This window comes from Paenibacillus turpanensis (genome assembly GCF_011421635.1).
Taxonomy (GTDB): domain Bacteria; phylum Bacillota; class Bacilli; order Paenibacillales; family YIM-B00363; genus Paenibacillus_AK; species Paenibacillus_AK turpanensis.
In genome coordinates this window covers 36,458-60,392 of record NZ_WTLI01000011.1, presented here as the reverse complement: position 1 = coordinate 60,392, position 23,935 = coordinate 36,458, and the positions used below count along the sequence as shown (strand labels likewise).

Below are 23,935 nucleotides of genomic sequence, written 5' to 3'. Positions count from 1 at the left end.
ATCGTCTCATCCTTCCGATACGGATACGGTAATTCGGCCTTCCTGCGATTGTGCCGCGAAAACTTCTCCAATAAGGCTTGCTTCCACGCCATTTGCTTTCAGCTTTGCAACCAGCTCATCAGCCTGCGATCCCTCAACGGCAATCAGCAGCCCTCCAGACGTTACCGCATCGCACAAAATATATTGTCCAATTTGATCGATCGACGCATCGAACGTTACAGAATCCTTGACATGGTTAAAGTTGTTTTTGGTTCCGCCCGGTACAAATCCGGCTTCCGCCAGCTCGCGCACACGCGGGAGCACCGGCACGCGGTCCTGATAAAGACGAATCTCAACTCCACTGCCTTTGGCCATTTCCAATGTATGACCAATCAAACCGAAGCCGGTAATATCCGTACAAGCATGAACGTGATACGGCTCCATGGTTTCCGCTGCCGTTTTGTTCAATGTGGTCATCACACGAGTCACCCGGCTGACCTCTTCCGGCGACAGCTGATCCTTCTTAATCGAGGTGGTCAAAATCCCGACCCCAATCGGCTTGGTTACAATAATTTTATCTCCAGGCTTCGCGCCGGCATTCGTTCTTACCCGATCCGGATGAATCGTCCCGGTCACCGCCAAACCAAATTTCGGCTCCTGATCATCGATGGAATGACCGCCGACAAGGGCTGCGCCCGCTTCGCGAACCTTGTCCGCCGCTCCGCGCAAAATTTCGCCTAAAATCGCCTTATCCAGCGTCTTGATCGGGAATGCAACGATATTCAGCACGGTCAGCGGTTTTCCACCCATGGCATACACATCGCTAAGCGCATTGGCCGCGGCCACCTGCCCGAAGGAATACGGATCGTCAACAATCGGTGTGAAAAAGTCGACGGTCTGCACAAGCGCCAAATCATCCGACAGCTTGTACACCCCCGCGTCGTCATTCGTCTCTGTACCGACTAACAAATTCGGATCACGCACGCCTTCCGGAATGCTGCGCAAAATTTGCGAAAGCTCACCCGGACCGATTTTGCAGCCGCAGCCGCCTTTGCTTGATAACGACGTTAATTTTATCGATAACGATTCCAAGATCATCTTCCTCTCTTCGACATCTTTCTATTGTGAGGGTAGCACAATTTACAGTGAAAAAAAAGAACTGTATAATGGGGCAAACCATAAGGGGGGACGTAGGATGCAGCAAGATCAAGGCATTCGCCTGCTTGAACAAACGAAGCTGATTGTAATTGCTAGAGGGGTAGCAGAACAGGAGCTGCTCAAGACCGCAGAAGCGCTGCTGAAAGGCGGTGTGCGCGTGCTGGAAGTGACCTTGAACACCGAGGGTGCAACCCAATTGATCCGCACACTTCAGAAGGAATTCGGGGACGAGATGTGGGTTGGCGCCGGCACGGTTTTATCGACCGAGGACGCCGATGCTGCAGCCGAAGCAGGGGCCCAATTTCTCGTAACGCCGCATACGGATGAGACGCTGATCCGACACGCCGTTTCCAAACAGCTTCCGATCTATCCCGGGGCGCTGACGCCGAGCGAAATCGTGCGGGCATGGAACGCAGGAGCTTCTGCGATCAAATTGTTTCCTAGCGCCAGCCTTGGCTTTTCTTATGTAAAAGAACTGATGGGCCCGTTTGACCGCATACCTTTTATCCCTGTGGGTGGAATTCACGCGGAAAATGCCAAGCAATTTATGGATATTGGCTGCTATGCCTTAGGGGTCGGGAGCTACTTAATTCAGCGTGATGCGATGGCTTCGGGTGAATATAACCGGATTGCAGAAAAAGCTAGAGGCTTGATTCAAGCCATAAACCGTTAGACACTGCTTTTGGTTCGACGCGTCCCAGCCGCTGTACAAGAGCTTTGATACCGATAGGAATCCTGAAATAGATCAGTATATTGTCAAAAAAGGCGATTCTCTTATCGAGAACCGCCTTTCATATGTCGGACGAAATTTCCCGCTGTCCGGACGGCTGTACGATGTAGACGCACTTGCCGCCGCCTTTCGCCAAGCACTCTGTTCGCTCAACGGATGCCATTAATAGGGTTTCAAATAAACTGAGCTCACAAGTACAAGCCTGTTCAAAACGCCCCGCAACCTGCGAGATAGGGCAATTGTATTCCCGAACGATAAAAGAGCCTGTCTCCTCGTCGCGCTCCCATTCCGCCATGTAGCCTCCGCCATTTTGAATATCAGTAAGCTCGACCACCCGCTCCTCCAAGCTCTTCCCCTGCATCCGCTCGGAATAGGCACGCTCCATCTTCCGCTGACGCAGCTCAAACAGCTTGGTCACAAGCGATGTCCCCTCTTCCCGTTCCAGCTCTTCCAGAAGGTCCAGGGTGAGTCCGTAATAATTTTTCGGAAACAGGTCATCGGCAGACTCCGATAAAGAGTAGACATACATCGGCCGGCCCATGGCTTGTCTCTGCAGGCTGGAATCGATAAAGCCATCGCGTTCCAGCGTATTTAAGTGGCGGCGAACCGCCATTTCGGTAATCCCCAGAAATCGCGCCAAATCCGCAACGCTTAACGTACGGTGCCGTTTCAGCAAAACGAGCAGCTGCTGCCTTGTCGATTGTTCCCCCTCGTTTTTCATAACCGTTCACCGTCCCAAGCCTGAAAATAGCATACTTCTCTTTATTTTACCTTATATTCAGGCTTTCGTAAATTATGAAACGATTATGTTTCAAAACTTGGACGCTATAATAAACCGGTTCACGGATTCGGCAAACTGCTCCAGCAGACTCGGAAGTTCCGTTAACGGGAACAATGATTCTTTGCCTAAGCGTTGTAACTCCGAGTAATCCTGCACAAGTGCCCTGCGCAGCTTAACCAGCTTAAGCAGCGGCTCATAAAGGGAATCGGGGAATACCTCTTCCCCCTTAAGAATGTCGATAATATCTTCATAGCTGCTCGCATCACGCATGATAAAGCCGTCAATCAGCAGGCTTCCGACATCCGTAACGATTTCCAGGGCAAGATGCAAAGCCCGCTCGCCGGCAAAATACTCGGCCGCTCCCCACACATCTTTCTCCTGCAGAGCCTCTACTGCTTCACGTATTACCGGAAGCACGTTAAATCGACTCTGAATCTGCTCCTCGTTCACATAATACATCCCGACCGCTCCTTCTTCGTTCATCCATTACGTTTATTTTTGCGCTTCAACAGCCATATCGTTACCGGAAAGGACAGAAGGATTACTAATAATATCGTTAAAGCCTCCATGACATCCTTTAAATCTTTCATTTACGCCACCTACTTTGGATTCCGATTTGAATAAGCCCAGTGATTTGTCGGGCCGTGTCCGCCGCCGATTCCAAGCTCCTCAGATATCGCGTGGGTAATAAACTGCTTCGCTTCATGAACTGCATCATGAAGAGTTGCTCCCTTGGCCAGCTCCGCCGCAATTGCCGCAGAGAACGTACAGCCGGTTCCGTGGGTATGCTTCGTTACGTAGCGGGAGCCGGTATACAGGCGAAAATCCTTCCCGTCGTAAAGCACGTCCGTCGGCTCTTCCGCACGGTGTCCGCCTTTCACAATAGCAGCCTTGGCGCCGTATTCCTCAACGATTCGCCGGGCGGCCTCTTTCATCTCATCCAACGTGCGAATTTCCCGGCCGGTCAGTACCTCCGCCTCCGGAATATTCGGGGTAACAACATAAGCGAGCGGCAGCAAAATGCTGCGCAGCGATGCTTTGGCCTGCTCAGCCAAGAGCGATGCTCCCCCTTTGGCCACCATGACCGGGTCAATGACCAGCTTCTCCAGCCCGTGCTGCTTCACCTTCGCCGCAACAGCCTCAATAACCTCGGGCTTGGAGAGCATCCCGGTCTTTACGGCATCTGCGCCGAGATCCGTGACTACGGCGTCAATTTGCTTCTCAATGGCCTCAATGGGAAGATCATATATGCCATGCACGCCCAATGTGTTTTGGGCCGTTACCGCCGTAATCGCAGACATGCCGAAAACATTCAGCATCTGGAACGTCTTGAGATCGGCCTGAATGCCTGCGCCGCCTCCACTATCCGATCCGGCAATCGTTAACGCTTTATATACCTGCTTCATGTAAAATTCCTCCCGCATCACTTTCGCACCTACAGTGTAGTCTTTGCTCGGACAAGCGTCAAGCTTTGACGCTTACCTTCCCGCTTAGCGTCTGAACGCAGCAAGCAGCGCCCATCTGCGCTCCTTGCGCCGCATGTATTTCGGCAGGGTGCGGTAAATGTCTACCGTTTCCCGATAAGCTCGCTTCGCCTCTTCCGATTGTCCTAAAGCTTGGTACAGCTGCCCTAGCCGATAATTCCCCTCGCAGGAGGAAGAATGAATGCCGCGGAAGGACTCCAGGTACCGAAGCGCCTTCTCGCGATCCGATGCCGCGAATACCTCCGCCAAGCGCAAATATGGCTCACCGTATCCAACGCGGGGGTTAAGCTCTAAGGCCTCGCAAATGGACTGCTCTCCCTGCTCAATCTGCCCGGTGCGCAGCAGGCAAAAGCCCCGCTTCCACTTTACATCTGCCGAGTCTTCTTTTACTTCTGCAACCTCATGAAGCAGCTTCAACGCCTCGTTGTAGCGTTTTTTTTCGATCAGCAGCTTTGCGGCTTCATGCTTGGCGCTTGTATCGTAAGCGTTCAACGCGATTTCACGGCGCAGCTTTCGAAGCCGGGCATCCCGTTTTATAGGCCGGGTGATGCTCGGGAAAACCCCGACAAAGCGCCGGTCAAGCACATAAATGATAATAAGCAGCACCACGAATGCAAGAAAAGGATTCCCCAGCAGCCACGCTAAAAAAATAAATAAAAAAAACTTGCTCATACCGCTCCCCCTTCAATCCGCCATCATCGCCTGAACGTTCCGAAACAGGAAAAGCGCCTCTCCCGTATTGGAAAAGGCGCCTTGCCCGGATGTCATTCCGTTATGTAATCAACGACAATCGATTGTTCATTTACTGTTTTGATATACTCAATCACATCTTGATGGATCGGATGCACCTGATAAGCCTGCATCGCTTCCAAAGATTCAAACGTTGTTGTCAACACAAGGTCGTAAGACCGCTCCGAACGCAGCACGTCGATTCCGACTTGAATATCGAGAAGCTCCGGAATTTTGCCCTTCATGCTCATTAATACATCTCTTGTCCGCTGCAGCACATCGGCAGTCGGCTCCTTTAATTTAAACATCACCACATGAATCAGCATTCGTGAGCTCCTATCTGCTATTGGCAAAATTGGACACTGTCGGCGAACAGAACCGTTCCGTCCTCGCTGAACTTAATATACGGTGTCGGAACATGCGGATCCGTCACACCGAACGGATTGACCACGGGCCGATCGGGGTCCGGTAAAGCAAACGACGAAAGCAGCAGCACGGAAACCGCCATCATTGCCGTCCACAGTATTCTCTTCATCAGCTTCCGCCCCCTCTCCCCATCGGATCATTTTCTAATTTCACATTATATCATGCTCTATTTATGCCGTCCACGATAGACAGCTCACTCCCTCGGGCTTGAATGAGAGTGAGGGTGCGAATGAGGATGAGAATGGGAGTGCATATCATCCATATCAATATGCGTCACAGACAATTCCGCATAAAGCACGCCCTTCAGCACCTGAATCGCCCGATGCAGCTCGTGCAGACGGGTTAACATCCCCCTAACGACAAGCACCTCTAAGCACTGCTCGTGGTTTAAATGAATATGCATCGTCGAAATAATGTCATGGTGATACCGATGCTGCAGCTCGGTAAGCAGCGCAGACAGCTCACTGGCATGGTGATCGTATACCATAACGATCGTGCCTGCGACAAGCTGATCGGACTCTATGGCTCCGGGCTCAAGCAGCGCCTTGCGAACTAAGTCGCGGATTGCCTCAGAACGGTTGCCGTATCCTTTTGCCGCGATAAAATCATCAAACTGCTCAGCCAATCGCTCCGGCATGGAGACGCCGAACCGGATTAATTCGTCTTTGTTTGACATGCGCATCCTCCGATTCCAAGCATACGAACTACCCTCAAATGTAGCATACCCTGTACAGCAATGAAAAGAGTGAGATTACCATTATTGGGCAACACTATTGGCAAAGTATTATAAAGGAGGCATCACTATGAACGAAATCAAGCAATCTGGCGAGCTGCCGGAGGAAAACCGCGAGAAAACGGAAACCGAACAGGCGAACATCCGCATGGACCGCGAATTTTATGGCAGCACCGGCAATGACGGCGAGGAGCTTGAAGTACCTTTAACGGTCATGAGTACGCGCAACGAATCGTAAAGGTAGCAATGGCATCAAAAGAATGCAGCTATGGGTAAAATCTAGCAAAAAAACCGAGCCTTTTGCCGAAAGGTTGTGTATCATAGTACAATAATCAAAAACATTTGTCGCTTCGGAAGGGTTGATGAAGGTGGAGCAAACGTCTAATGTCAATGTGTCAAACTTTATTCGAACGATCGTGATGGAAGATTTAAAGGCGGGTAAAATGCAGGAAATCGTCACCCGCTTCCCGCCTGAGCCGAATGGATATCTGCATATCGGACACGCGAAGTCGATCTGCTTGAATTTTGAGCTTGCGGACGATTTCAAGGGAAGAACAAACCTGCGCTTTGACGATACGAATCCTTTAAAGGAAGACGTGGAGTACGTCAACTCGATTAAAGAGGATGTACGCTGGCTCGGGTTTGAGTGGGACGGACTCTTTTTTGCGTCCGACTACTTTGAAGAAATGTATCAGAAAGCAATTGTGCTGATCCAAAAAGGACTAGCTTATGTGGACGATTCCTCAGCAGAGGAAATCCGTCAGCAGCGTGGGACACTGACACAGCCGGGAACGGAAAGTCCTTATCGCGGCCGTAGTGTGGAAGAAAATCTTGATTTGTTTGAACGAATGAGAAACGGCGAGTTCAAGGACGGCGAGAAGGTGCTTCGCGCCAAAATCGACATGAGCTCACCGAATATTACGATGCGCGATCCGGTATTATACCGCATTTCTCATGCCCATCATCATAATACGGGAGACAAATGGTGCATTTATCCGATGTACGATTATGCTCACCCGCTTGAGGACGCTTTTGAGGGAGTTACCCATTCGATCTGTACCCTGGAGTTTGAGGATCACCGGCCGCTTTATGACTGGGTCATTGAACACTGTGAAACAGATGCGAAGCCAAAGCAGTATGAATTTGCCCGTTTAAATATGACAAACACGGTGATGAGTAAACGCAAGCTGAAGCAGCTTGTCGATGAAAAGGTGGTCGACGGCTGGGACGATCCGCGCATGCCGACCATTTCCGGGCTTCGCCGCAAAGGCTACACCCCGGAAGCGATCCGCAGCTTCTGCCGCGAAATCGGGGTTGCCCGCGCGAACAGCTTAGTCGACGAGCGGATGCTGGAGCATTTTATCCGTGAGGATTTGAAGCTGAAGGCCCTTCGCACGATGGCGGTGCTCGATCCGATCAAGGTCGTCATTACGAATTATCCGGAGGGACAAGTCGAGTGGTTGGATGCGGAGAACAATCCGGAAAATCCGGAAATGGGCAATCGCCAAATTCCGTTCTCCCGTGAAATCTACATCGAGCGCGATGACTTTATGGAAAATCCACCGGCCAAGTATTTCCGCCTGTTCCCTGGCAATGAGGTGCGATTAAAGCATGCGTACTTCATTAAATGCGAACATGTAGTAAAAGACGAAAACGGCCGCGTCACGGAAATTCACTGTACGTACGATCCCGAAACGAAGAGCGGCTCCGGCTTTACCGGACGGAAGGTGAAGGGCACCATCCACTGGGTTGAAGCGTCGCATGCCGTACCTGCCGAATTCCGTTTGTATGAACCGCTCATTACCGACGATGCGAAGGAGGACGGAGATAACTTCCTCGCTCACATTAATCCGAATTCGCTGCAGGTGCTTGAAGGCTTCGTCGAACAAAACATGAAGGATGCCAAGCCGATGGATAAGTTCCAATTTTTCCGCCATGGCTACTTTAACGTCGATCCCAAGTCGGAAGGCGCGGAAAAAATCATTTACAACCGGATCGTATCGTTGAAAAGCTCCTTTGAGGTTAAATAATCCGGAACATCAAATTCCATAGCTCGGAAATAGCAAGTAAGCTTCACAGCCACTGTGCAGAAAAGGCTGCTTACGGATCCCTCTACAAGGGCAATCCATAAGCAGCCTTTATTTTTTACCGGCACTGTCCAGCTTAGTCCAGCTTTACGCCGTCCTTCTCCAGCAGATCCTCGCGCACCGGCGTAAATGTATCAAACAGCATACCCTCTTCAATAGCCTGCACGCCGTGCTTGGCATTACTCGGAATATAAATGCTTTCTCCCGCATTGACTCTTGTCGTTTGACCGTCAATCTTAAAATCAAACGCTCCTTTAACAACGAGGGTCAGCTGTTCATGCGGGTGAGAGTGCTCATATCCCTCTGCACCGGCTTCGAACTTAACGAGCATGCTCATCATGCCTTTGCCCACGGTCGTAATTTTACGCTGAACTCCTGGTTCCGCTTGCTTCCAGTCGACTTGTACGTTCAATGTTACGTTCCCCTTTCCACAGCAGGTTGGTTACATTACCCAATTATACCCTTTCTCGTCCGGGGAGGATAGGCATCGCACGTAATTTATTGCGGGATAGCTACAACAGAACGGGACTCATCCGCTTCGAAAGCCGCTAAAATCACTTGCAGCGACTTTAAGCCCTCTTCACCCGGAACACTTGGCGGTGTGCCGTTGCGAATGCTCTTTACGAATTCATCGATGACACCGCTAGTCGTCTGCTTCGTATTCGTCGCAATCTCGCCGACCTTCATCCGCTCGACGGAACCGTCGCGCAGCTCCACGATCACCTGGTCTTCGGGATGCGTGCCAATTTTCAGCACACCGTTCTGGCACCATACGATCGTGCTGTTGTCTTCTCCGCGGTAATAGGTCCAGCTGGCTACCAGTGTACCGATCGCACCGCTCTTCATTCGCAGCAAACAAACGGAATTATCGTCTACATCCGTCTCGCCTTTATCCAACGTTTCGATAAAGGAAGCGATCTCCGTGACTTCATCATCCAGCAGCCAGCGGATCAAATCTGCTTTGTGCACACCCAGATCGCCCATGGCCCCCATAATGGCTTCCGAACGGCGGAAAAACCAGCTCTCGCGGCCGTCCACACTCCAAGCCTCCGGTCCCGGATGCCCGAAGGAAGTGCGGAACGACAGCACCTTGCCAAGCCGGCCGGACTTCAGTATTTCCTTTGCCTTCACATGCGGAGGCATAAAGCGCTGATTATGGCCAACCATAAGCTTCACCTTATTTTCTTCCGCCGCTTCGATCATCGCCTGAGCCTCTTCTACGGAAGCGGCCATCGGCTTCTCAACCAGGACATGCGCCCCAGCTTTGGCTGCGGCAATAGACGCCGGCGCATGCGTCTGATTCGGCGTACATACACTTACCGCATCCACCTTTTCAGCGGCCAGCATCTCTTCATAGCTCGCATAGGCTCTGCCGCCATACTGCTGTGCAAACTGCTCTGCTCGTTCCTTTACCGGATCTACAAAAGCGACCAGCTGGACATCCTCACGAGCAGCGTATTCTGGGATATGGCGATGTTTTGCGATCGAGCCGCAGCCAATAACAGCAACTTTTAATTTTTCCATTGGTTTGAAGTACACTCCTTTATATCCATTATGTTCTCGGATCATTCAATACGAGCCAGCGCATACTGTCGCGAATGCTTTCCATCGGCGGGTTTGCGCATTGATCCTGCTCGACGATCAGCCATTCCGTTCCGGCATGCTCCGCCGCCCGAATAATATCGAACAACGGCAGCACCCCTTGGCCAAGCTCGACCGTATCAATGGACCCGTCATCCTTTTTGCGGTAATCCTTCAAGTGTAAAAGTGGAAGACGTCCACTGTATTTACCAATATATTCTATTGGGCTTTGTCCTGCAAAATCAACCCAGCCTATGTCCATTTCCACCTTTACTTTGTCCTCCGGTGTTGCCGCAAAGAGAGCGTCAAATACGAAACGACCGTCCGCTTGATCAACAAATTCAAAATCATGATTATGGTAAGCGAAAATGAGGCCCTGCTCTGCTGTTTTTTCCGCTACATCGCCAAAAAAGCGAAACAGCTCTTTCCACACCTCTTCACTGCCACGATCCTCCGGCAATATATAGGGACAGACCAAATACGTGCCGCCGATTTCCTTTAAATATTGAATTTCCTCTTGCAGATTCGTGCGCAGTGCATGAAGCCCGACATGGCTCCCAATCGCCTTAAGCTGCAGCTCTTCCAGCAGCTGTTTCATTTCGCCTGCCGGAATGTCGCCGTATCCTGCGAATTCAACCCCTTCATAACCAAGCTCCGCTACTTGACGCAGAGCAGCCTTGAAATCGACCGCGGTTGCATCGCGAATCGTATACATTTGCAAGCCAATGCTTACTTTTCCCACTTGGAGCTTCCCCCCGTTCACCAACATTATGAACATGCTCAAAGCATTACCGATCTAATTCCATGTTAGTCCAAAAAGCTTTACAATGAACATAACCAAAGATGCTAAAACATGAACGATCTTGCTGTTTTTTCAGTGAACATGAGGGTTGATTCCTTCGGGCGGAGGCAATTTCAATATGGAGTCCAATGTTTATCTATGCGGTTATTCTTATCATATTCATCCATTTCATACCCAACAGCTTGACGGCGTCCAGGGCTTTCTGTTCCGTCTGCAGACGGAGGGCTCATGTCTTGCATTCGTAGAAGGCCGTCTCACAAGGATTGAGGCCGGGGAGCTGCTGCTCTACAAGCCCGGAGACCCGTATCAGCTTATGATCGGCGAAGAGTCCGGAAAGATAGGCGGTACAGGAGCGAGCGGCGATTATTACTTGATGTGCAGCGGGGAATGGCTGGAAGAATGGTGGCACCGAAGAACACGGACGGCAAAAAACCGCATATACTCTATGGATCGGCTTACCGGATTGTGGAAACTAATCATCTCGGAAAAACGCAGACTAAGGAGTGCGAACGGCGAGCTGGTCGAATATTTGCTGCGAAGCTTATGTCTTGCCATAGACGAGGCCACCCTCGAATCGGCGCCGCTGACCGGCCGAACCTTTACCGCATTCCGAATGCGATCCTTTATTGAAGAGCACGCGCTTGAGCCGTTTCAAGTGCTTGATGTTGCTCAGCATGTCGGACTCAGCGTATCGCGGGCCGTCCACTTGTTTAAAGAATGCTTTGGCAAAACAATGCTGCAGTATGCGGTGGAAATTCGGCTTTCAACAGCGATTCAGCGGATGATCTACACGGGAATGACATTAGAACAAATTGCACTCACCTCGGGCTTTGGGAGCTACTCCTACTTCCACCGCGTATTCCGTGAAGCCTACGGCATGTCGCCGACACAATTTCGTACAGAGCACAGGTAAAATGCAAAAAAAAAACGGAGGCGGCTTTATATCGCCGACCTCCGTTGACATTTATCTTTATTTTTTGCTTTTTCTTAAGGCAATTCCGATCATCAGCGCCAAGCCGCCCCAAAGCAGAACTGCTCCAAACACAAACATCGCTAAAGCCGGTCCGGTCATGAGCGCACCTCCATCGGGTTCCTTCTCCATTTGAACGCATAAGCCAGGACAAAGGAAACAACAAATGTAATGCCGACAACTGTCCATCCAAAGGTCATAATGGCATGAGCCGGATATCCTTCATACGGCTTCGCCAGCTCATCAACCAAGTTTTTGTAGCCCATAAACAAGAGGATAATCGGAGTGACAAACCGGATCATGACGTTCCACCAGGATCCTACAGCAAAGTCCGATACCAGATTGTTTTCCTTACGAATCTTCGTTATATTGTAGAACCAACCGATCAAAATCACTTCAATCAGCCCAGATACCGCGATACCAAAGTTATTGATGAAGTGATCGACAATATCCAGCAGGACGACGCCCGCTCCTGTGGCATAACCGATACTTACAAGCGCCGATAACCCCACGACCAGATTAACTGCCTTCTTCCGCGTAATATTAAACTTATCCATAACCGAAGCGATCAGCACCTCGATGATGGAGATCAGCGAAGTAAACCCGGCAATAACAAGCGCCAAGAAGAACATGGCTCCGAATACGCTGTTTAACATCGGGAAGGAGCTAATAATTTTCGGGAATACGACGAAAGCAAGACCCACGCCTGCAGTTGCGACATCCTTCACATCTGCACCTGAGGACTGCGCCATAAAACCGATCGCCGCAAAAACCCCGATTGCCGCCAAAAATTCAAATCCGCTGTTGCTCAGGGCCATAATGAAGCCGCTGTTATTGACTTCCTGATTTTTATCTAGATAGCTGCTGTACGTTACCATAATGGCAAACGCGATGGACAAGCTGAAGAAAATTTGACCGTAGGCCGCGATCCACACCGTGTACCACGCTTCATTCGTTCCCCCTAAAATCGGAGGCAAAATTTTACCGAAATCCGGTGTAAACAGGTGATTCAGACCCAGGCTTGCACCCGGCAGCATTGCTGCACGAATGACAAAGATCACCATAATCACCGCGAGAAGCGGCATAAACACCTTGCTTACTTTTTCAATCCCCTTCTGCACACCCTGAATCAGTACAAAATATGTAGCTGCCCAAACTGCAACAAGCGGAACGAAAACCCTCCACTGAATGCCCCCGAAATTCCAGCCCTGCTCTGTAACGACATCATCCGGCAGACCTAGATGGGAACCAAATAAAAACGCCTTCGTATCCTCACCCCAGCTTAGGTTAAAGGAATAGAAGAAATAACTGATCGCCCAGCCGATGATGATGACATAATAGGTGGTAATGACGAAGCAAATGAGCGTCTGCCACCAGCCCAGCCATTCAAACTTGCGGGACAATTTACTGAACGATAAAGGCGCTGAGCCTTTACCCATTCTACCAATGCCGAATTCCAGTAAAAGGATTGGAATCCCCGCCGTTAGAAGGGCAAAAAAGTACGGGATTAGAAACGCTCCCCCGCCGTTTTCATAAACCACATATGGAAAACGCCATATGTTTCCAAGACCGATCGCTGAGCCCGCAGCGGCCAATATAAACCCGGCCCTGCTGCCCCACTGTTCACGTTGTTCCATGTCAGCGTATCCTCCTTTTTTGCTCAACATTTTAACACGAAAAATGTCAAAAGTCTTCGAAAAATATAACATCGGTTAAATATTTTTTAACTTGCAATTCTGCTATGCTTTAATATATAATCAAATTCGTCACTATATACGGGATTGTCTATATTTTTTGGGCCCTTAGCTCAGCTGGGAGAGCGCTTCGCTGGCAGCGAAGAGGTCAGCGGTTCGATCCCGCTAGGGTCCATACACGTAAGATTAGGCGTAACCAGGAAACTGGTTACGCCTTTTATCGTTTATGCTGACGCACGCATACAGCTTACGCTTGTTACCAATGGTGGTAACATACCGGAGGTTTAGGAAAAGAGCATGAGGTGAGATGAGAATACCACAGAAGATTTGTACGTTGGGACTTATAGGACTATTACTGTTGTCAGGATGCGGGAACGGGAGTGAAAATATTGACGCGACTGCGAACGGTACCGGCGTCAACAGCGTTGAAGGAACGAGTGCGACCAGCAATGGGCTGAAAAATTCATCGCAAGAACCGACAGCGAAGATCGAAGTAAACCAGTGAATCCTATCCCCCAAACGGGGGATTTCCCCAATCCATTTATGATGGTAGTATGGGATTACTAACAAGCAGAGGTGAATTACATGTCCGAAAACAAAGAACAATTGGAACAAGCAAAACAAGAAATTAAATTAAACGATCTGCCTCAAGAGCTTTCTGAATCCGAAAAGGAAAATGTGAACGGTGGCTTTTTTGACATAACTAAAGCATTTAGACCATCAAGGAACAGAGTACGCGGGACTTAAAAAATGAAATCATACATGAGGTAAATTCCTCCCAAACATTTCCCGAAAATAATAGCAGCATTCAATAACACACCGCTTAAGCTAAAGTGCTGAGCGGTGTGTTTGCGTTTATCCCGCTCACGAAATATTTGGTATAATCATTGCGCAGGAACAAATTGGAAGAGCAAATTTACAAAAGGTTGTGGTAGCTCTGCACTCCCGGCACATTTTATTGGTAGACGACGAAAAAGGAATTTTAACCATGATGGAAACCCTGCTGCGGAAAGAAGGGTTTCAGCGGATTTCGACCGCAGCGACGGGCTCAGAGGCCTTGCGGCTGCTTGAAGCCCAGCCGTTTGATTTAATCGTCCTCGATGTCATGCTGCCCGATACGAGCGGCTTCGAGCTTTGTCAGCGGATCCGTTTGATTTCCTCGGTCCCGATCCTATTTGTAACCGCACGTTCGGGGGACTTAGACAAAGTTATGGGCCTTGGATTAGGCGGAGATGATTACATCACAAAGCCCTTTTACCCGCTAGAGCTGGTTGCTCGAATTCAAGCGCAGCTGCGCAGGCAGAGCCTATATCAAGCCGCGGTGGTTCAGCAAAAGCCTTCCGTCTTGGACTACGGAGCCTTTGTATTAGATAAAAGCGCTGGCCAAATTATCGTAGGTGGTGCGGAGATCATTTGTCCGGCAAAGGAATTTGAGCTGCTCTGCTTTTTATGCGACCACCCGAAACAAGTGTTCACCGCCCTGCAACTGTACGATAACATTTGGGGAACGTCTCTCATGGGGGACGAAAAAACGGTGGTTATTCATATATCACGACTGCGGAAAAAGCTAGAGGCAGATCCCCGTGATCCGAAAATTATTGTAAATTTGCGCGGCATCGGTTATAAGTTTGTCCCGCCTCATAAGAGTTCTGCAGTATGAAAATCAAATCGAATATCCGCATGATTCTCCGTCTTGCCTTCCATTTAGCTGTAAGTCTGATGCTTCTTGGCTTTATCTTAAGCATCGGCTTAGTGACAGCCGAATCACTGTTTCCGCAAAGCGGGGACCAACAGGATCTCGCTGTACTTATCGGAATATTTACGATTGTCGGCACTTCTGTAACCGTATATGGATGGTATATCGGAAGACCGCTTTTTTATATCATCGGCATGATTCATCGCTTGGCGAGCGGAAACTATACAGACCCGAAGGATCAGCTCATTTTCAAAAGCAAGGACAAGAAATTGAAAAGGCCTTATCATTTGTATAAAGAAGTCATCGAACAGCTGCACGACCTTTCCGAAACTTTAGAAACAAGCAAGCAGGACAGAATTCGTCTTGATAATATGCAAAAAGAATGGATCGCAGGAATTTCCCACGATCTTAAAACTCCGCTTACCTATATCAAAGGATACTCTTCGATGCTGCTTTCTCCGCAGTACACGTGGAATCGGGACGAGCAAAACAACTTTTTAAGCGAAATCCAGCAAAAAGCGGATCATATGGAGGAGCTGATCGGAGATTTGAATCTCTCCTTCCGGCTTGACGGTCAGCAATTTCCCGTCAATCTAGAGATCCGGGATGCGGTTGAATATATACGCCGGATCGTCGCAGATACGGTGAATGACCCGCGGGCATCCGAGTTTACCCTCACCTTTGAATCCGAACTGTCATCTCTTGACATCATGCTCGACGAAAAGCTGCTTCAGAGAGCGCTGCATAATTTACTCGTTAATGCGATCCTCCATAATCCTCCGGGAACCGCTGTGCAAGTTCTTTTGAAAAAGGATAACGAGCATCTGGAAATCCGCATTGAGGATAACGGAAACGGTATGGATGAGGGTACTATGGAGCATCTATTCCATAAGTATTATCGCGGAACAACAACAGAACGGCATTCGGACGGCACAGGTCTTGGAATGGCAATTGCGTATCAAATTGTTCTAGCCCATGGGGGTTCCATACAAGTACAGAGCCGCCTACAAGAGGGAACCGCAATTATTGTCCGTTTTCCTCTGCATAATTAAGCTGCATGTTGCCTCCTGTTTACTTTGTATTTACTTTCAAACCCTATACTGTTTGAGAGTAGGTTATCGTAAACAGGAGGTCGAAGTGAAATGCTGGAAATACAACGTGTCAGCAAACGATATAACAAGGATAAGTATGCTCTGCGGGATATAACCCTTCAACTGAAGCCCGGCATCATCGGATTATTAGGTCCGAACGGCGCCGGAAAATCGAGCTTAATGCGAATTCTCGCCACCATTTCCGAGCCGACGGAAGGAACCGTCACTTGGAATGGCATCGACATACGTAAACAACCCAATGAATTACGCCGCACTCTTGGTTACTTGCCTCAAGATTTTGGCGTTTATCCTCATTTAAACCCCGTTGAATTTCTTGAATATGTTGCCGCACTGAAAGGTCTAGGGGGCTGGAACTTAAAAATCCGCATTTTGGAGATTCTAGAGCTCCTGAATTTACACGATGCCCTGAAACGTCCGATCGGCAGCTTCTCCGGCGGGATGCGCCAGCGGGTTGGCATTGCGCAAGCGCTGCTGAATGACCCTAAGCTGCTGATCATTGATGAACCAACAGTGGGTCTCGATCCGGAGGAACGGGTGCGCTTCCGCAACATTTTGACGGATTTATCCGGTGAACGAATCATCCTATTCTCGACACATATCGTTTCCGATATCGAAGCAACAGCCAATCAAATTGCCATTATGTCCAAGGGACAATTATTAACGAGTGCCGACCCTTCCCAGCTGCTGCGCGGTGTTCAGGGAAAGGTTTGGTCCGTAACGATTCCTGATCACCAGCTGCAAAGCGCCCGTTCCCAATGGACGATCAGCGGAACGATCAGGCGGGAAAATGGATTGCAGCTGCGGATTGTTTCCGATCGTCTGCCGCATCCCGAAGCTTCTACGCTGGCACCGACCCTTGAAGATGCCTATCTGTACATTCGAACAACACGAGGAGGCTTCTAGCATGGGCAGTATTCGTGCGATATTTTCTATTACCCGTGCCGACTTGCTTGAACGGATCAGGCAATTTTCATTTCTCGCTGCGATTGGATTATCAATGCTAATCGCTTATTTTTTTGTGCCGCCTATGGAATCAGGTTACATTACCCTTCATTTGGGTGAAAATTACCGCGGCGTATACAATTCCGCATGGGTTGGCGGCACTGTTGCGCTTTCAACTGCTTTATTTCTTACACTGTTCGGCTTCTTTCTAGTTAAAAACAGCATTCAGCGGGACTATCTATCTGGAGTAGGACAAATCATCGCCAGTACTCCCGTGAATAAACTCGCTTACTTGACCGGGAAGACGATCAGCAATTTTGCAGTGCTTACGCTAATCGTTGCCGCGGTTGCGGCAACGGCGCTGGTCATGCAGCTCGTTCGTGGTGAGGTGCTTGAAATTGAGCTTTGGCCGCTTGTCTCTCCTTTTATATTTGTAACCCTGCCGATCATGTCTGTCGTTGCAGCCATTGCCGTCATATTTGAAACACGCCCTCTTCTGCAAGGGGGAATTGGAAATGTATTGTTCTTTGTGCTGTACTTCGTGTTTGTGGTTTCCTCGAATGAAACGATGTCTTACGGAGTTAGTGTAGTGACCAGCGACATGGTGAAGGAAATGGCCGCTATCAAGCCGGATTTTTCCGGAACCTACGGGATCGGAATTCTTGTGCCGGATCAGCCGATTGAGCTGTTTGTTTGGCAGGGTCTAGATTGGACCACCGAGCTCGTGATGCAGCAAAGCACTTTCTTGCTCGCCGCCGCTGCTGCCGTGCTTGTAGCTGCCTTGCTTTTCCCGGGATTTCAGGATCCAAGGGGCAGAAGGCTTTCAAAACAATCGGTGCAAGCACTCCAACCGAATTCCGAGCCGTACCTCGAGGCTCTGCCTGTGGTTACGGGACACCCTGTTTCTCAAATTCGTGCCGATGAGCTTACTCCAGCTACCGGAAAAAGCTCTCTGGCCAAGCTCATTGCAGCCGAATGGTGGCTGCTGACCAAGAAAACCTCGACAGGCTGGTACGTCATTGCAGGTATCCTGTCTATATTATGTTTGGCTATACCTTCTGCTGTCTCGATCCAGTGGATGCTGTGGCCGATCTTATGGATATGGCCAATGCTGCTTTGGTCACAAATGGGCAGCAGGGAAGCCGTGTTTCACACTCAATTTCTTATGGTATCGAGCCCATACGGGAAAATCCGCCAATACATTGCAGTTTGGACTGCCGGAGTCCTGCTTACTTTCCTTGTCGTAAGTCCAATGCTGCTCCGCCTGCTTTTCGAACATAATGTTGAGCTGCTAGCCTATGGGATAACCGGTGTATTCCTTATCCCGAGTTTCGCTTTAGTCTGCGGGGTTTTAACAAATACAAGCCGAACCTTTGAGGTTTTGTATATGATTGTTTGGTATCTAGGTCCGGTTAATAAAACCCCTGTCTTTAACTTCTTAGGCACGTCTTCGACAGACGGATCCTGGTTTACCGATGCCGGAATGATGATTCCTCTCTACCTCGTATCAGGTATCGCGCTACTTGCAAGCGGTTATCTATTTCGAAACCGGTTCATGCGTGCAAGGTAGGATCGTCAATTATGATAATTTAGAACCAAGCTGCTTCATTTGCTTTAACCACGAGGCCCGCAGCGCGGCCGAGGATGGCTTAACCGGACCAACCTCGGTTATGCGTACGGGCTTTATTCCGCAAAAGTGTAAAATATTGCGTTTCATCACGTTGTGCCCCGCATGCTTATAAATCCATCTGTTATACCATGAAGGGGTGTCCATCGTTACAATCAGCCTTGCCGATCTCCCTTTCAGAAGCTTCTCCCAAAGCAAAGAATTCTCCGGGGATTGAAACGCAAAGCCCGGCAAAAAGATTCGATCTATAAATCCCTTTAATATAGCAGGCATTGCCCCCCACCACGTCGGATAAACAAACACCAAATGATCAGCCCAGCGAATCAGCTCCTGCGCTTCTTTCAAATCCTGCTCTAGCTCTGTTCTTTGGCGATATCCATATTTCAGATTTGGATCAAATTGGATGCTGGCCAGGTCGATGGTACGAACCTGCGCATGGCTTTCAATTGCGCCTTCCTCATAAGCTCTTGCCAAAGCAGCACAATAGCTCTCCGGATCGGGATGTCCGATAATAACAACGATATTTTTTCCTTTCATCTCTTGCTTCCTCCTCCATCCTCTAACTACAATTAGCATAGACCTAATCTTTTCCGCTAGAAATGATCAATTGCGCAAGAAAGTTACTATTTCACGCAAAAGGAGCTGCTTAGCTTGGCAAATTCCGGTGTAGCCGTATCCATGATCTTCCCGATCATGAAGACGATTGTTCAGCAAGGATACGATACGCAGAGCTTTTTCCGGAGCGTCGGGTTCAACACGGCTCTTCTTGAGGATCCGGAAGCACGCCTTCCCGGCGCGGAGCTTGAGCGTTTAATTATGGCTGCAGCAGCTTTTACGCATGACGAGCATTTTGGACTGCACCAAGGGGAACTCATGGATTTCGCCGATATGGGTGTCGTTGGTTATGTAATGATGCATTCCAAGACGATTGCGGATGCGCTCTCGGCATATCAACGGTATAACACTCTTTTGTGCAGCAGCTTTAATATCGACTGGAGCTTACAAGGGTTCGAAGTTTCACTTCGCTTGTTTGCGCAGTATCCCTCCGGTTTAACGAGGCATTGCATCGAGGAGATGGCTGTTTCCATGCAGCGCATGATCAGCCGGTTGAGCAATCGCTCCACTCCTTTGCATGCAGTACATTTTACACACGAAGCACCGTCTCACACAGAGCCTTATCGAGAGAGTTTTGGGCTTCCACCGGCATTTTCCCAGAAGGAAAATTTGCTTGTTATGAATAAAGAAGTGTTGGAATATCCGGTGCTGTATTCGGATCCCAAGCTTCTTAGCGTATTTCAATCGCTTGCTCAGGCAACCCAGGCAGAGCTGAATCGTGACGACCGTCTTTCCGAACGGATCGTACAGTGGATGAAAACCTGTATTCCCACTTTCCTCCCAACCTTAAAGCAAACAGCCGAATCTTTAGGCCTTAGTGAAAGAACGGTTCAGCATAAATTAAAAGAAGAACAAACGACGTATCATGAATTATCGGTACGCGTTCGAAAGGAGCTTGCTATCGCATATTTAAAGCGAAAGGAATTTACGATCGGGGACATCGCGTATGCTTTGCATTATTCCGAGCCAAGTGCTTTTCAGCTTGCTTTTAAAAAATGGACCGGCATGACCCCTGGGCAATACCGCGCGAACGCTGTCAAGGAGAATAGGTAAGCCTTCCCACGATAACCATGAATAACACCTTTCTTATCGCAGGACGCTATAACGAAAGGTGGTGAACACATTGAAGGAAAACCAGCATATTAAAACGAACCATGAACCGACGATGGCTCCGGGAATGAACATGCAGGATGAGCTGGAAGAAAAAGCGACTTCAGAAGAGGTGCGCAGCCACGACTTCACCTCCGTGACCCGGCTCTACTTGGACAGAACCCCTAACGATTAACCTAAGCGCATTGCATTAAATATTGGTTCGGATGATCAGCTTCCTTGGGCGGAACAATACCATTGGATTTCTACTTTAAAAAAAAGGAGACATCACTCAATGGGAATTCTTGGCGGCAATCCGAAAAATGAACCGTTGAATTACGGCGAGGTTAGCAGTCTTTGGAGCATGTCAATGATGGCTAAAGGACTTTTTTCCTGCTATCAAGCTTGGAGCTACCACGCAGGTGATAAGGACGTTAAAGCAATGCTGAAGGACTTGATGGAACAGTCCAAGCTCGAAAGCAAGGAATGTGATGAGCTCCTTCTGGACAACGGCATTACTCCAGCCCCAGCTCTTCCAGAACGTCCGGAAGCGAAATGGGAAGACATCCCCGTTGGCGCCCGTTTTATGGACCCTGAAATCGCCATGTTTTTAGCCCATGACACTGCAGTTGGCCTTACTGCCTGCAGCCAAGCGATCGCTATGTCTACTCGTGAAGATGTCGGAGCGTTGTTTGCGAAATACCATGCCACGAAGGCGGTATTCGCCGCACGAATCTTAAGACTGAATAAAGAAAAAGGATGGCTTGTCCCACCTCCGCTGCAAATCGAAAGACCCGAGCCTGTGGGCGTGTAAATCAGTAACCCCTTCGAGCTTATGCTTGAAGGGGTTTTTTCTAGGTACTTAAGAGAATAGGCCTAAACGGTGCAAAATCGTAATCATACGATAAAAATCATAGCTGCCGCCCTCGGGCGTATTTAGAACTCCTTTGTTTACGGCGGCCTGAACCGCTTCTTGGGCCCAATCTGGGATTCCCTCAACGGTTAAAGCTGCATTCAACTGACGCAGCTGCTCCGTAAGCTGAGCCTGCTGCTGCTGTAATTGTTCGATTTGTGCACGTAGCTGCTCTAACACTGCCTCCACCTCCCGGTCAAACCGAAATAAATTGTATTGATTCATAATGGAAATCAGCTTTTCCGCATACTGCGGGTCCGTGGCATACCCGCTGCTTTCAAAAGCTGCGGCTTGAGCTTGCGGATTTTGGGCCTGCTGAACCGGAATGTATCTACGATTCATGGTTAAAAATAAATCTTGATCCCGGTAGCCATCCTCGATGCTGTTATATGCTCTGAAGTTGGCTCTAACGTTAACGTTACGTCCTCCATCCACGACTTCCCATGTGGAGTAGTCTACATAACTCCCGTCCCAGTATGGATTTGGAGTACCACTGCCTACCTTCAATCCAACCAAGTTATTCCAGGGCTGAATTTTCCCTCCGGTTTCCAATACACTTTGTGCAATTCGGACAGAGGGATACACTGGGGAGCCCTCCAGCCTCAGCTCAACAGCTATGGGAGCCACGATCGATATAAACTCGTCCCTTGTCATGTACGGCTTCCCTCCCAAACAGGGTTTGCATTACTATATGCACGGTCCCGAGCTTTGGGCACAAAAAAGACCCCGTTCCGAAATGAACGAAGTCGTTAATTGTCATATCCTCTTATTTTAATGGACCTAAATTGTTTTTTCCTAACAAGCTGTTCAATTCTTTCATAAACATATCGATATCCTTGAATTGACGATACACGGAAGCAAAACGAACATAAGCTACCTCATCGACAGGATACAGCTGCCGCATGACCAGCTCTCCCAAATCACGGCTTTCGACTTCAGCATCAGCCGTATTCCGTATTTCCTGCTCCACATCCGACACGATCACTTCAAGCTGTTCGATCGATACGGGACGCTTTTCACATGCACGAATTAATCCGCGGAGCATCTTTTCCCGGTTAAATTCTTCCCGGCTTCCGTCTTTCTTAATGACGATTAACGGTGTTTCTTCCACCATTTCAAAGGTGGTGAACCGTTTACTGCATTTCTCGCATTCACGCCTGCGCCGAATCGATTTATTCTCGTTGGCTGGGCGCGAATCCAGCACCTTGGTGCCGGCATGTTCGCAATAGGGGCATTTCATGGAAATCCTCCCAACTAGTACCTGTTATGAGATGAAGGAATTCGCACATACTATCATTACAACGACAGAGGAGGTGACAACAATGGGTGCAGGACAATCTCGTTCCAGCAATACGCTTGTAGTACCACAGGCGAACCAAGCTCTAGAACAACTGAAATTTGAGGTAGCTCAAGAGCTGGGCATCGCGATCCCGCAAGACGGGTACTACGGCCATATGGCTACACGTGATACCGGTGCAATCGGGGGTCACATTACTCGCCGTCTTGTTCAAATCGCTGAGCAATCCCTAGCAGGTCAATTCGCACGATAAGATGTAATGTTCTTTAGCGGCGTTGGATAGGCCAATCTTATTGGCCTTCCAGCGCTTTTTCATCATAAATTTGTACATACTTCTTATAATAATACAAAACTCGCTGTATGTAATGTCTTGTTTCTCCAAAAGGGATTTTTTGCAGGTTTACAACTTGCCCATCCCATGTTTTTGCGTTTAACCACTTACGAACACTTCCGGGACCGGCATTATAAGCAGCCGCGACGATTGCAATACGGTCTTCCACATTTCCGTTTTGTACATCCTTGGCAAACTGCTGCATTAATGATCGTATGTACCATGCCCCGACCTCAATATTTACATCCGGCCGCTCCAGCTTTTCATTCGTTAAATCTGCAAAGCCAGCCTGCGTTACGATCCATTCCGCGGTATCGGGCATAACCTGCATAAGCCCCACAGCACCTTTTTTGGATAGGGTATCCGGCTTATAATTGCTTTCCACACGGATAATCGCTGCAATTAGCATCGGATCCACGTCGTAATTTTGAGCGCTGATTTCAATATCCTCTCGATAAGGGATAGGATACAGCCAGCGGGACAACCATTCCGAATTGTAAAATAGGATAAGCAGAATGATGACAAACAAAAGAGCGTATAAGCGCTTTTTACGAAAAATACTCATAATAAGCCTTTCTTTTGTAAGTAGTTGATTACTTGACTCTCCGTTTCTTGCATAGATCCGCTATTGTCAATGACATGTGCTGCGAGCTTTCGTTTCTCCTCGATCGGCATTTGCGCCAGTAAACGCTGCTCTGCCTCCGACTCGTTTATGCCGTCTCTTGCCATTAAACGTTTCAGCTGCAGCTCCCGCGGGATATAAACGACTACCGTATCAGGCAGCAGTCCCTCATATTTGGACTCAAATAGCAGAGGAATATCGAAAACGATCGTTTTTCCTTCGCCATTCGCGCTCCAGTATGCAATCCGTTCTGTAATTTCCGCACGGATCGGCGGATGGATAATTGCTTCCAAATCTTTTCGCGCATCTACATTGCCGAAGATGAGCTCGCCGAGCCGCTTACGGTTAAGCGTTCCGTCCTCTTTCAGTACGGCTTGTCCAAATCGTTCGGCAATTTGCCGAAGAGCCGGACGACCGGGAAGCACAACCTCTCTTGCGATTTGGTCTGCATCGACAAGAACGGCGCCAAGACGCACGAAAATATCGGCGACTGTGCTCTTCCCGCAGGCGATGCCTCCCGTTAATCCGATATTCATG

The 23,935-nt window shown here is 49.0% G+C and carries 32 protein-coding genes and 1 tRNA gene; 15 read left to right on the top strand and 18 right to left on the bottom strand.

Annotation, left to right across the window (positions count from 1 at the left end; genetic code table 11):
* Window positions 1-6: 6 nt before the first annotated feature.
* Window positions 7-1,077, bottom strand: a complete 1,071-nt coding sequence (selD, locus tag GQS10_RS11755) for a selenide, water dikinase SelD (protein WP_166242315.1) — start codon at window positions 1,075-1,077, stop codon at window positions 7-9.
* Between the two features lie 97 nt (window positions 1,078-1,174).
* Between selD and GQS10_RS11750 the strand changes: the two genes are divergently transcribed.
* Window positions 1,175-1,810 (top strand): bifunctional 4-hydroxy-2-oxoglutarate aldolase/2-dehydro-3-deoxy-phosphogluconate aldolase, encoded by a 636-nt coding sequence (locus tag GQS10_RS11750; RefSeq protein ID WP_166242313.1) that lies wholly within the window; start codon window positions 1,175-1,177, stop codon window positions 1,808-1,810.
* A 118-nt stretch (window positions 1,811-1,928) separates the two neighbouring features.
* Here the strand turns inward: GQS10_RS11750 and GQS10_RS11745 are convergent, their stop codons facing one another.
* From GQS10_RS11745 to nikR, 7 genes are all read right to left on the bottom strand, one after another.
* Complete coding sequence (locus GQS10_RS11745; protein ID WP_166242311.1) at window positions 1,929-2,588, bottom strand: helix-turn-helix transcriptional regulator; 660 nt, start codon at window positions 2,586-2,588, stop codon at window positions 1,929-1,931.
* 90 nt (window positions 2,589-2,678) lie between these two features.
* Window positions 2,679-3,107, bottom strand: a complete 429-nt coding sequence (locus GQS10_RS11740; protein ID WP_166242309.1) for a DUF86 domain-containing protein — start codon at window positions 3,105-3,107, stop codon at window positions 2,679-2,681.
* 140 nt (window positions 3,108-3,247) lie between these two features.
* Entirely contained in the window at window positions 3,248-4,054 is an 807-nt protein-coding gene (gene thiD, locus GQS10_RS11735) for a bifunctional hydroxymethylpyrimidine kinase/phosphomethylpyrimidine kinase (protein ID WP_166242307.1), read from the bottom strand.
* A gap of 84 nt (window positions 4,055-4,138) precedes the next feature.
* A complete protein-coding gene (locus GQS10_RS11730; protein ID WP_166242305.1) occupies window positions 4,139-4,804 on the bottom strand; it encodes a tetratricopeptide repeat protein in 666 nt (221 codons plus the stop codon).
* 92 nt (window positions 4,805-4,896) lie between these two features.
* Window positions 4,897-5,187, bottom strand: coding sequence for a Dabb family protein (locus GQS10_RS11725; protein WP_166242303.1), 291 nt, complete (start codon window positions 5,185-5,187; stop codon window positions 4,897-4,899).
* A 17-nt stretch (window positions 5,188-5,204) separates the two neighbouring features.
* A complete protein-coding gene (locus GQS10_RS11720) occupies window positions 5,205-5,396 on the bottom strand; it encodes a hypothetical protein (RefSeq protein ID WP_166242301.1) in 192 nt (63 codons plus the stop codon).
* Window positions 5,397-5,480: 84 nt separating this feature from the next.
* Window positions 5,481-5,963, bottom strand: coding sequence for a nickel-responsive transcriptional regulator NikR (nikR, locus tag GQS10_RS11715; RefSeq protein ID WP_207952242.1), 483 nt, complete (start codon window positions 5,961-5,963; stop codon window positions 5,481-5,483).
* Between the two features lie 127 nt (window positions 5,964-6,090).
* Between nikR and GQS10_RS11710 the strand changes: the two genes are divergently transcribed.
* Both GQS10_RS11710 and GQS10_RS11705 read left to right on the top strand, forming a co-directional pair.
* Complete coding sequence (locus tag GQS10_RS11710; protein WP_166242297.1) at window positions 6,091-6,258, top strand: hypothetical protein; 168 nt, start codon at window positions 6,091-6,093, stop codon at window positions 6,256-6,258.
* A 124-nt stretch (window positions 6,259-6,382) separates the two neighbouring features.
* Entirely contained in the window at window positions 6,383-8,050 is a 1,668-nt protein-coding gene (locus GQS10_RS11705) for a glutamine--tRNA ligase/YqeY domain fusion protein (protein ID WP_166242296.1), read from the top strand.
* 133 nt (window positions 8,051-8,183) lie between these two features.
* On the opposite strand, the gene GQS10_RS11700 is transcribed toward GQS10_RS11705, so the two are convergent.
* The 3 genes from GQS10_RS11700 to GQS10_RS11690 form a co-directional block, all read right to left on the bottom strand.
* Complete coding sequence (locus GQS10_RS11700) at window positions 8,184-8,519, bottom strand: cupin domain-containing protein (protein ID WP_243735119.1); 336 nt, start codon at window positions 8,517-8,519, stop codon at window positions 8,184-8,186.
* Between the two features lie 86 nt (window positions 8,520-8,605).
* Complete coding sequence (locus tag GQS10_RS11695) at window positions 8,606-9,631, bottom strand: Gfo/Idh/MocA family protein (protein WP_166242294.1); 1,026 nt, start codon at window positions 9,629-9,631, stop codon at window positions 8,606-8,608.
* Window positions 9,632-9,659: 28 nt separating this feature from the next.
* On the bottom strand, window positions 9,660-10,430 hold the full coding sequence (locus tag GQS10_RS11690; RefSeq protein ID WP_166242292.1) for a TIM barrel protein: 771 nt from the start codon (window positions 10,428-10,430) through the stop codon (window positions 9,660-9,662).
* A 178-nt stretch (window positions 10,431-10,608) separates the two neighbouring features.
* On the opposite strand from GQS10_RS11690, the gene GQS10_RS11685 reads away from it, so the two are divergent.
* A complete protein-coding gene (locus tag GQS10_RS11685) occupies window positions 10,609-11,403 on the top strand; it encodes a helix-turn-helix domain-containing protein (RefSeq protein WP_166242290.1) in 795 nt (264 codons plus the stop codon).
* Between the two features lie 57 nt (window positions 11,404-11,460).
* On the opposite strand, the gene GQS10_RS11680 is transcribed toward GQS10_RS11685, so the two are convergent.
* Entirely contained in the window at window positions 11,461-11,562 is a 102-nt protein-coding gene (locus GQS10_RS11680; RefSeq protein WP_166242288.1) for a MetS family NSS transporter small subunit, read from the bottom strand.
* Window positions 11,559-13,097 carry a sodium-dependent transporter gene (locus tag GQS10_RS11675; RefSeq protein WP_166242286.1) on the bottom strand — a complete coding sequence of 513 codons (1,539 nt, stop codon included), beginning with the start codon at window positions 13,095-13,097 and terminating at the stop codon, window positions 11,559-11,561. Before GQS10_RS11675 ends, GQS10_RS11680 begins: the two co-directional genes overlap by 4 nt.
* A 159-nt stretch (window positions 13,098-13,256) precedes the next feature.
* Here GQS10_RS11675 and GQS10_RS11670 point away from each other — a divergent pair.
* The 7 genes from GQS10_RS11670 to GQS10_RS11640 all read left to right on the top strand — a co-directional run bounded on the left by GQS10_RS11670 (window position 13,257) and on the right by GQS10_RS11640 (window position 18,474).
* A tRNA-Ala gene (locus tag GQS10_RS11670) sits at window positions 13,257-13,329 on the top strand.
* 183 nt (window positions 13,330-13,512) lie between these two features.
* Window positions 13,513-13,659 carry a hypothetical protein gene (locus tag GQS10_RS11665; RefSeq protein ID WP_166242284.1) on the top strand — a complete coding sequence of 49 codons (147 nt, stop codon included), beginning with the start codon at window positions 13,513-13,515 and terminating at the stop codon, window positions 13,657-13,659.
* A gap of 80 nt (window positions 13,660-13,739) precedes the next feature.
* On the top strand, window positions 13,740-13,901 hold the full coding sequence (locus GQS10_RS11660; protein ID WP_166242282.1) for a hypothetical protein: 162 nt from the start codon (window positions 13,740-13,742) through the stop codon (window positions 13,899-13,901).
* 190 nt (window positions 13,902-14,091) lie between these two features.
* A complete protein-coding gene (locus GQS10_RS11655; protein WP_166242530.1) occupies window positions 14,092-14,814 on the top strand; it encodes a response regulator transcription factor in 723 nt (240 codons plus the stop codon).
* Complete coding sequence (locus tag GQS10_RS11650; protein WP_166242280.1) at window positions 14,811-15,902, top strand: sensor histidine kinase; 1,092 nt, start codon at window positions 14,811-14,813, stop codon at window positions 15,900-15,902. The genes GQS10_RS11655 and GQS10_RS11650 overlap by 4 nt, the downstream gene beginning before the upstream one ends.
* A gap of 90 nt (window positions 15,903-15,992) precedes the next feature.
* Window positions 15,993-16,865, top strand: a complete 873-nt coding sequence (locus GQS10_RS11645; RefSeq protein ID WP_166242278.1) for an ABC transporter ATP-binding protein — start codon at window positions 15,993-15,995, stop codon at window positions 16,863-16,865.
* 1 nt (window position 16,866) lies between these two features.
* Window positions 16,867-18,474, top strand: coding sequence for a hypothetical protein (locus GQS10_RS11640; RefSeq protein ID WP_166242276.1), 1,608 nt, complete (start codon window positions 16,867-16,869; stop codon window positions 18,472-18,474).
* A 9-nt stretch (window positions 18,475-18,483) separates the two neighbouring features.
* On the opposite strand, the gene GQS10_RS11635 is transcribed toward GQS10_RS11640, so the two are convergent.
* On the bottom strand, window positions 18,484-19,068 hold the full coding sequence (locus tag GQS10_RS11635; RefSeq protein WP_166242274.1) for an NAD(P)H-dependent oxidoreductase: 585 nt from the start codon (window positions 19,066-19,068) through the stop codon (window positions 18,484-18,486).
* 114 nt (window positions 19,069-19,182) lie between these two features.
* Between GQS10_RS11635 and GQS10_RS11630 the strand changes: the two genes are divergently transcribed.
* From GQS10_RS11630 to GQS10_RS11620, 3 genes are all read left to right on the top strand, one after another.
* Entirely contained in the window at window positions 19,183-20,199 is a 1,017-nt protein-coding gene (locus tag GQS10_RS11630; protein ID WP_166242272.1) for an AraC family transcriptional regulator, read from the top strand.
* Between the two features lie 70 nt (window positions 20,200-20,269).
* Window positions 20,270-20,431 carry a hypothetical protein gene (locus GQS10_RS11625; RefSeq protein ID WP_166242207.1) on the top strand — a complete coding sequence of 54 codons (162 nt, stop codon included), beginning with the start codon at window positions 20,270-20,272 and terminating at the stop codon, window positions 20,429-20,431.
* A 99-nt stretch (window positions 20,432-20,530) separates the two neighbouring features.
* A complete protein-coding gene (locus GQS10_RS11620; RefSeq protein ID WP_166242270.1) occupies window positions 20,531-21,049 on the top strand; it encodes a DUF3231 family protein in 519 nt (172 codons plus the stop codon).
* Window positions 21,050-21,097: 48 nt separating this feature from the next.
* Here GQS10_RS11620 and GQS10_RS11615 read toward each other — a convergent pair whose 3' ends face one another.
* Both GQS10_RS11615 and nrdR read right to left on the bottom strand, forming a co-directional pair.
* Entirely contained in the window at window positions 21,098-21,802 is a 705-nt protein-coding gene (locus GQS10_RS11615) for a glycoside hydrolase family 73 protein (protein WP_166242268.1), read from the bottom strand.
* 112 nt (window positions 21,803-21,914) lie between these two features.
* Window positions 21,915-22,388 carry a transcriptional regulator NrdR gene (gene nrdR / locus GQS10_RS11610; protein WP_166242266.1) on the bottom strand — a complete coding sequence of 158 codons (474 nt, stop codon included), beginning with the start codon at window positions 22,386-22,388 and terminating at the stop codon, window positions 21,915-21,917.
* Window positions 22,389-22,470: 82 nt separating this feature from the next.
* On the opposite strand from nrdR, the gene GQS10_RS11605 reads away from it, so the two are divergent.
* Window positions 22,471-22,698: an alpha/beta-type small acid-soluble spore protein gene (locus GQS10_RS11605; RefSeq protein WP_166242264.1), complete on the top strand. Its 228-nt coding sequence runs from the start codon at window positions 22,471-22,473 to the stop codon at window positions 22,696-22,698.
* A 37-nt stretch (window positions 22,699-22,735) separates the two neighbouring features.
* On the opposite strand, the gene GQS10_RS11600 is transcribed toward GQS10_RS11605, so the two are convergent.
* Both GQS10_RS11600 and coaE read right to left on the bottom strand, forming a co-directional pair.
* Window positions 22,736-23,341, bottom strand: coding sequence for a lytic transglycosylase domain-containing protein (locus GQS10_RS11600; RefSeq protein WP_166242262.1), 606 nt, complete (start codon window positions 23,339-23,341; stop codon window positions 22,736-22,738).
* Window positions 23,338-23,934 carry a dephospho-CoA kinase gene (coaE, locus tag GQS10_RS11595; protein WP_166242260.1) on the bottom strand — a complete coding sequence of 199 codons (597 nt, stop codon included), beginning with the start codon at window positions 23,932-23,934 and terminating at the stop codon, window positions 23,338-23,340. Before coaE ends, GQS10_RS11600 begins: the two co-directional genes overlap by 4 nt.
* Between the last annotated feature and the right edge of the window lies 1 nt (window position 23,935).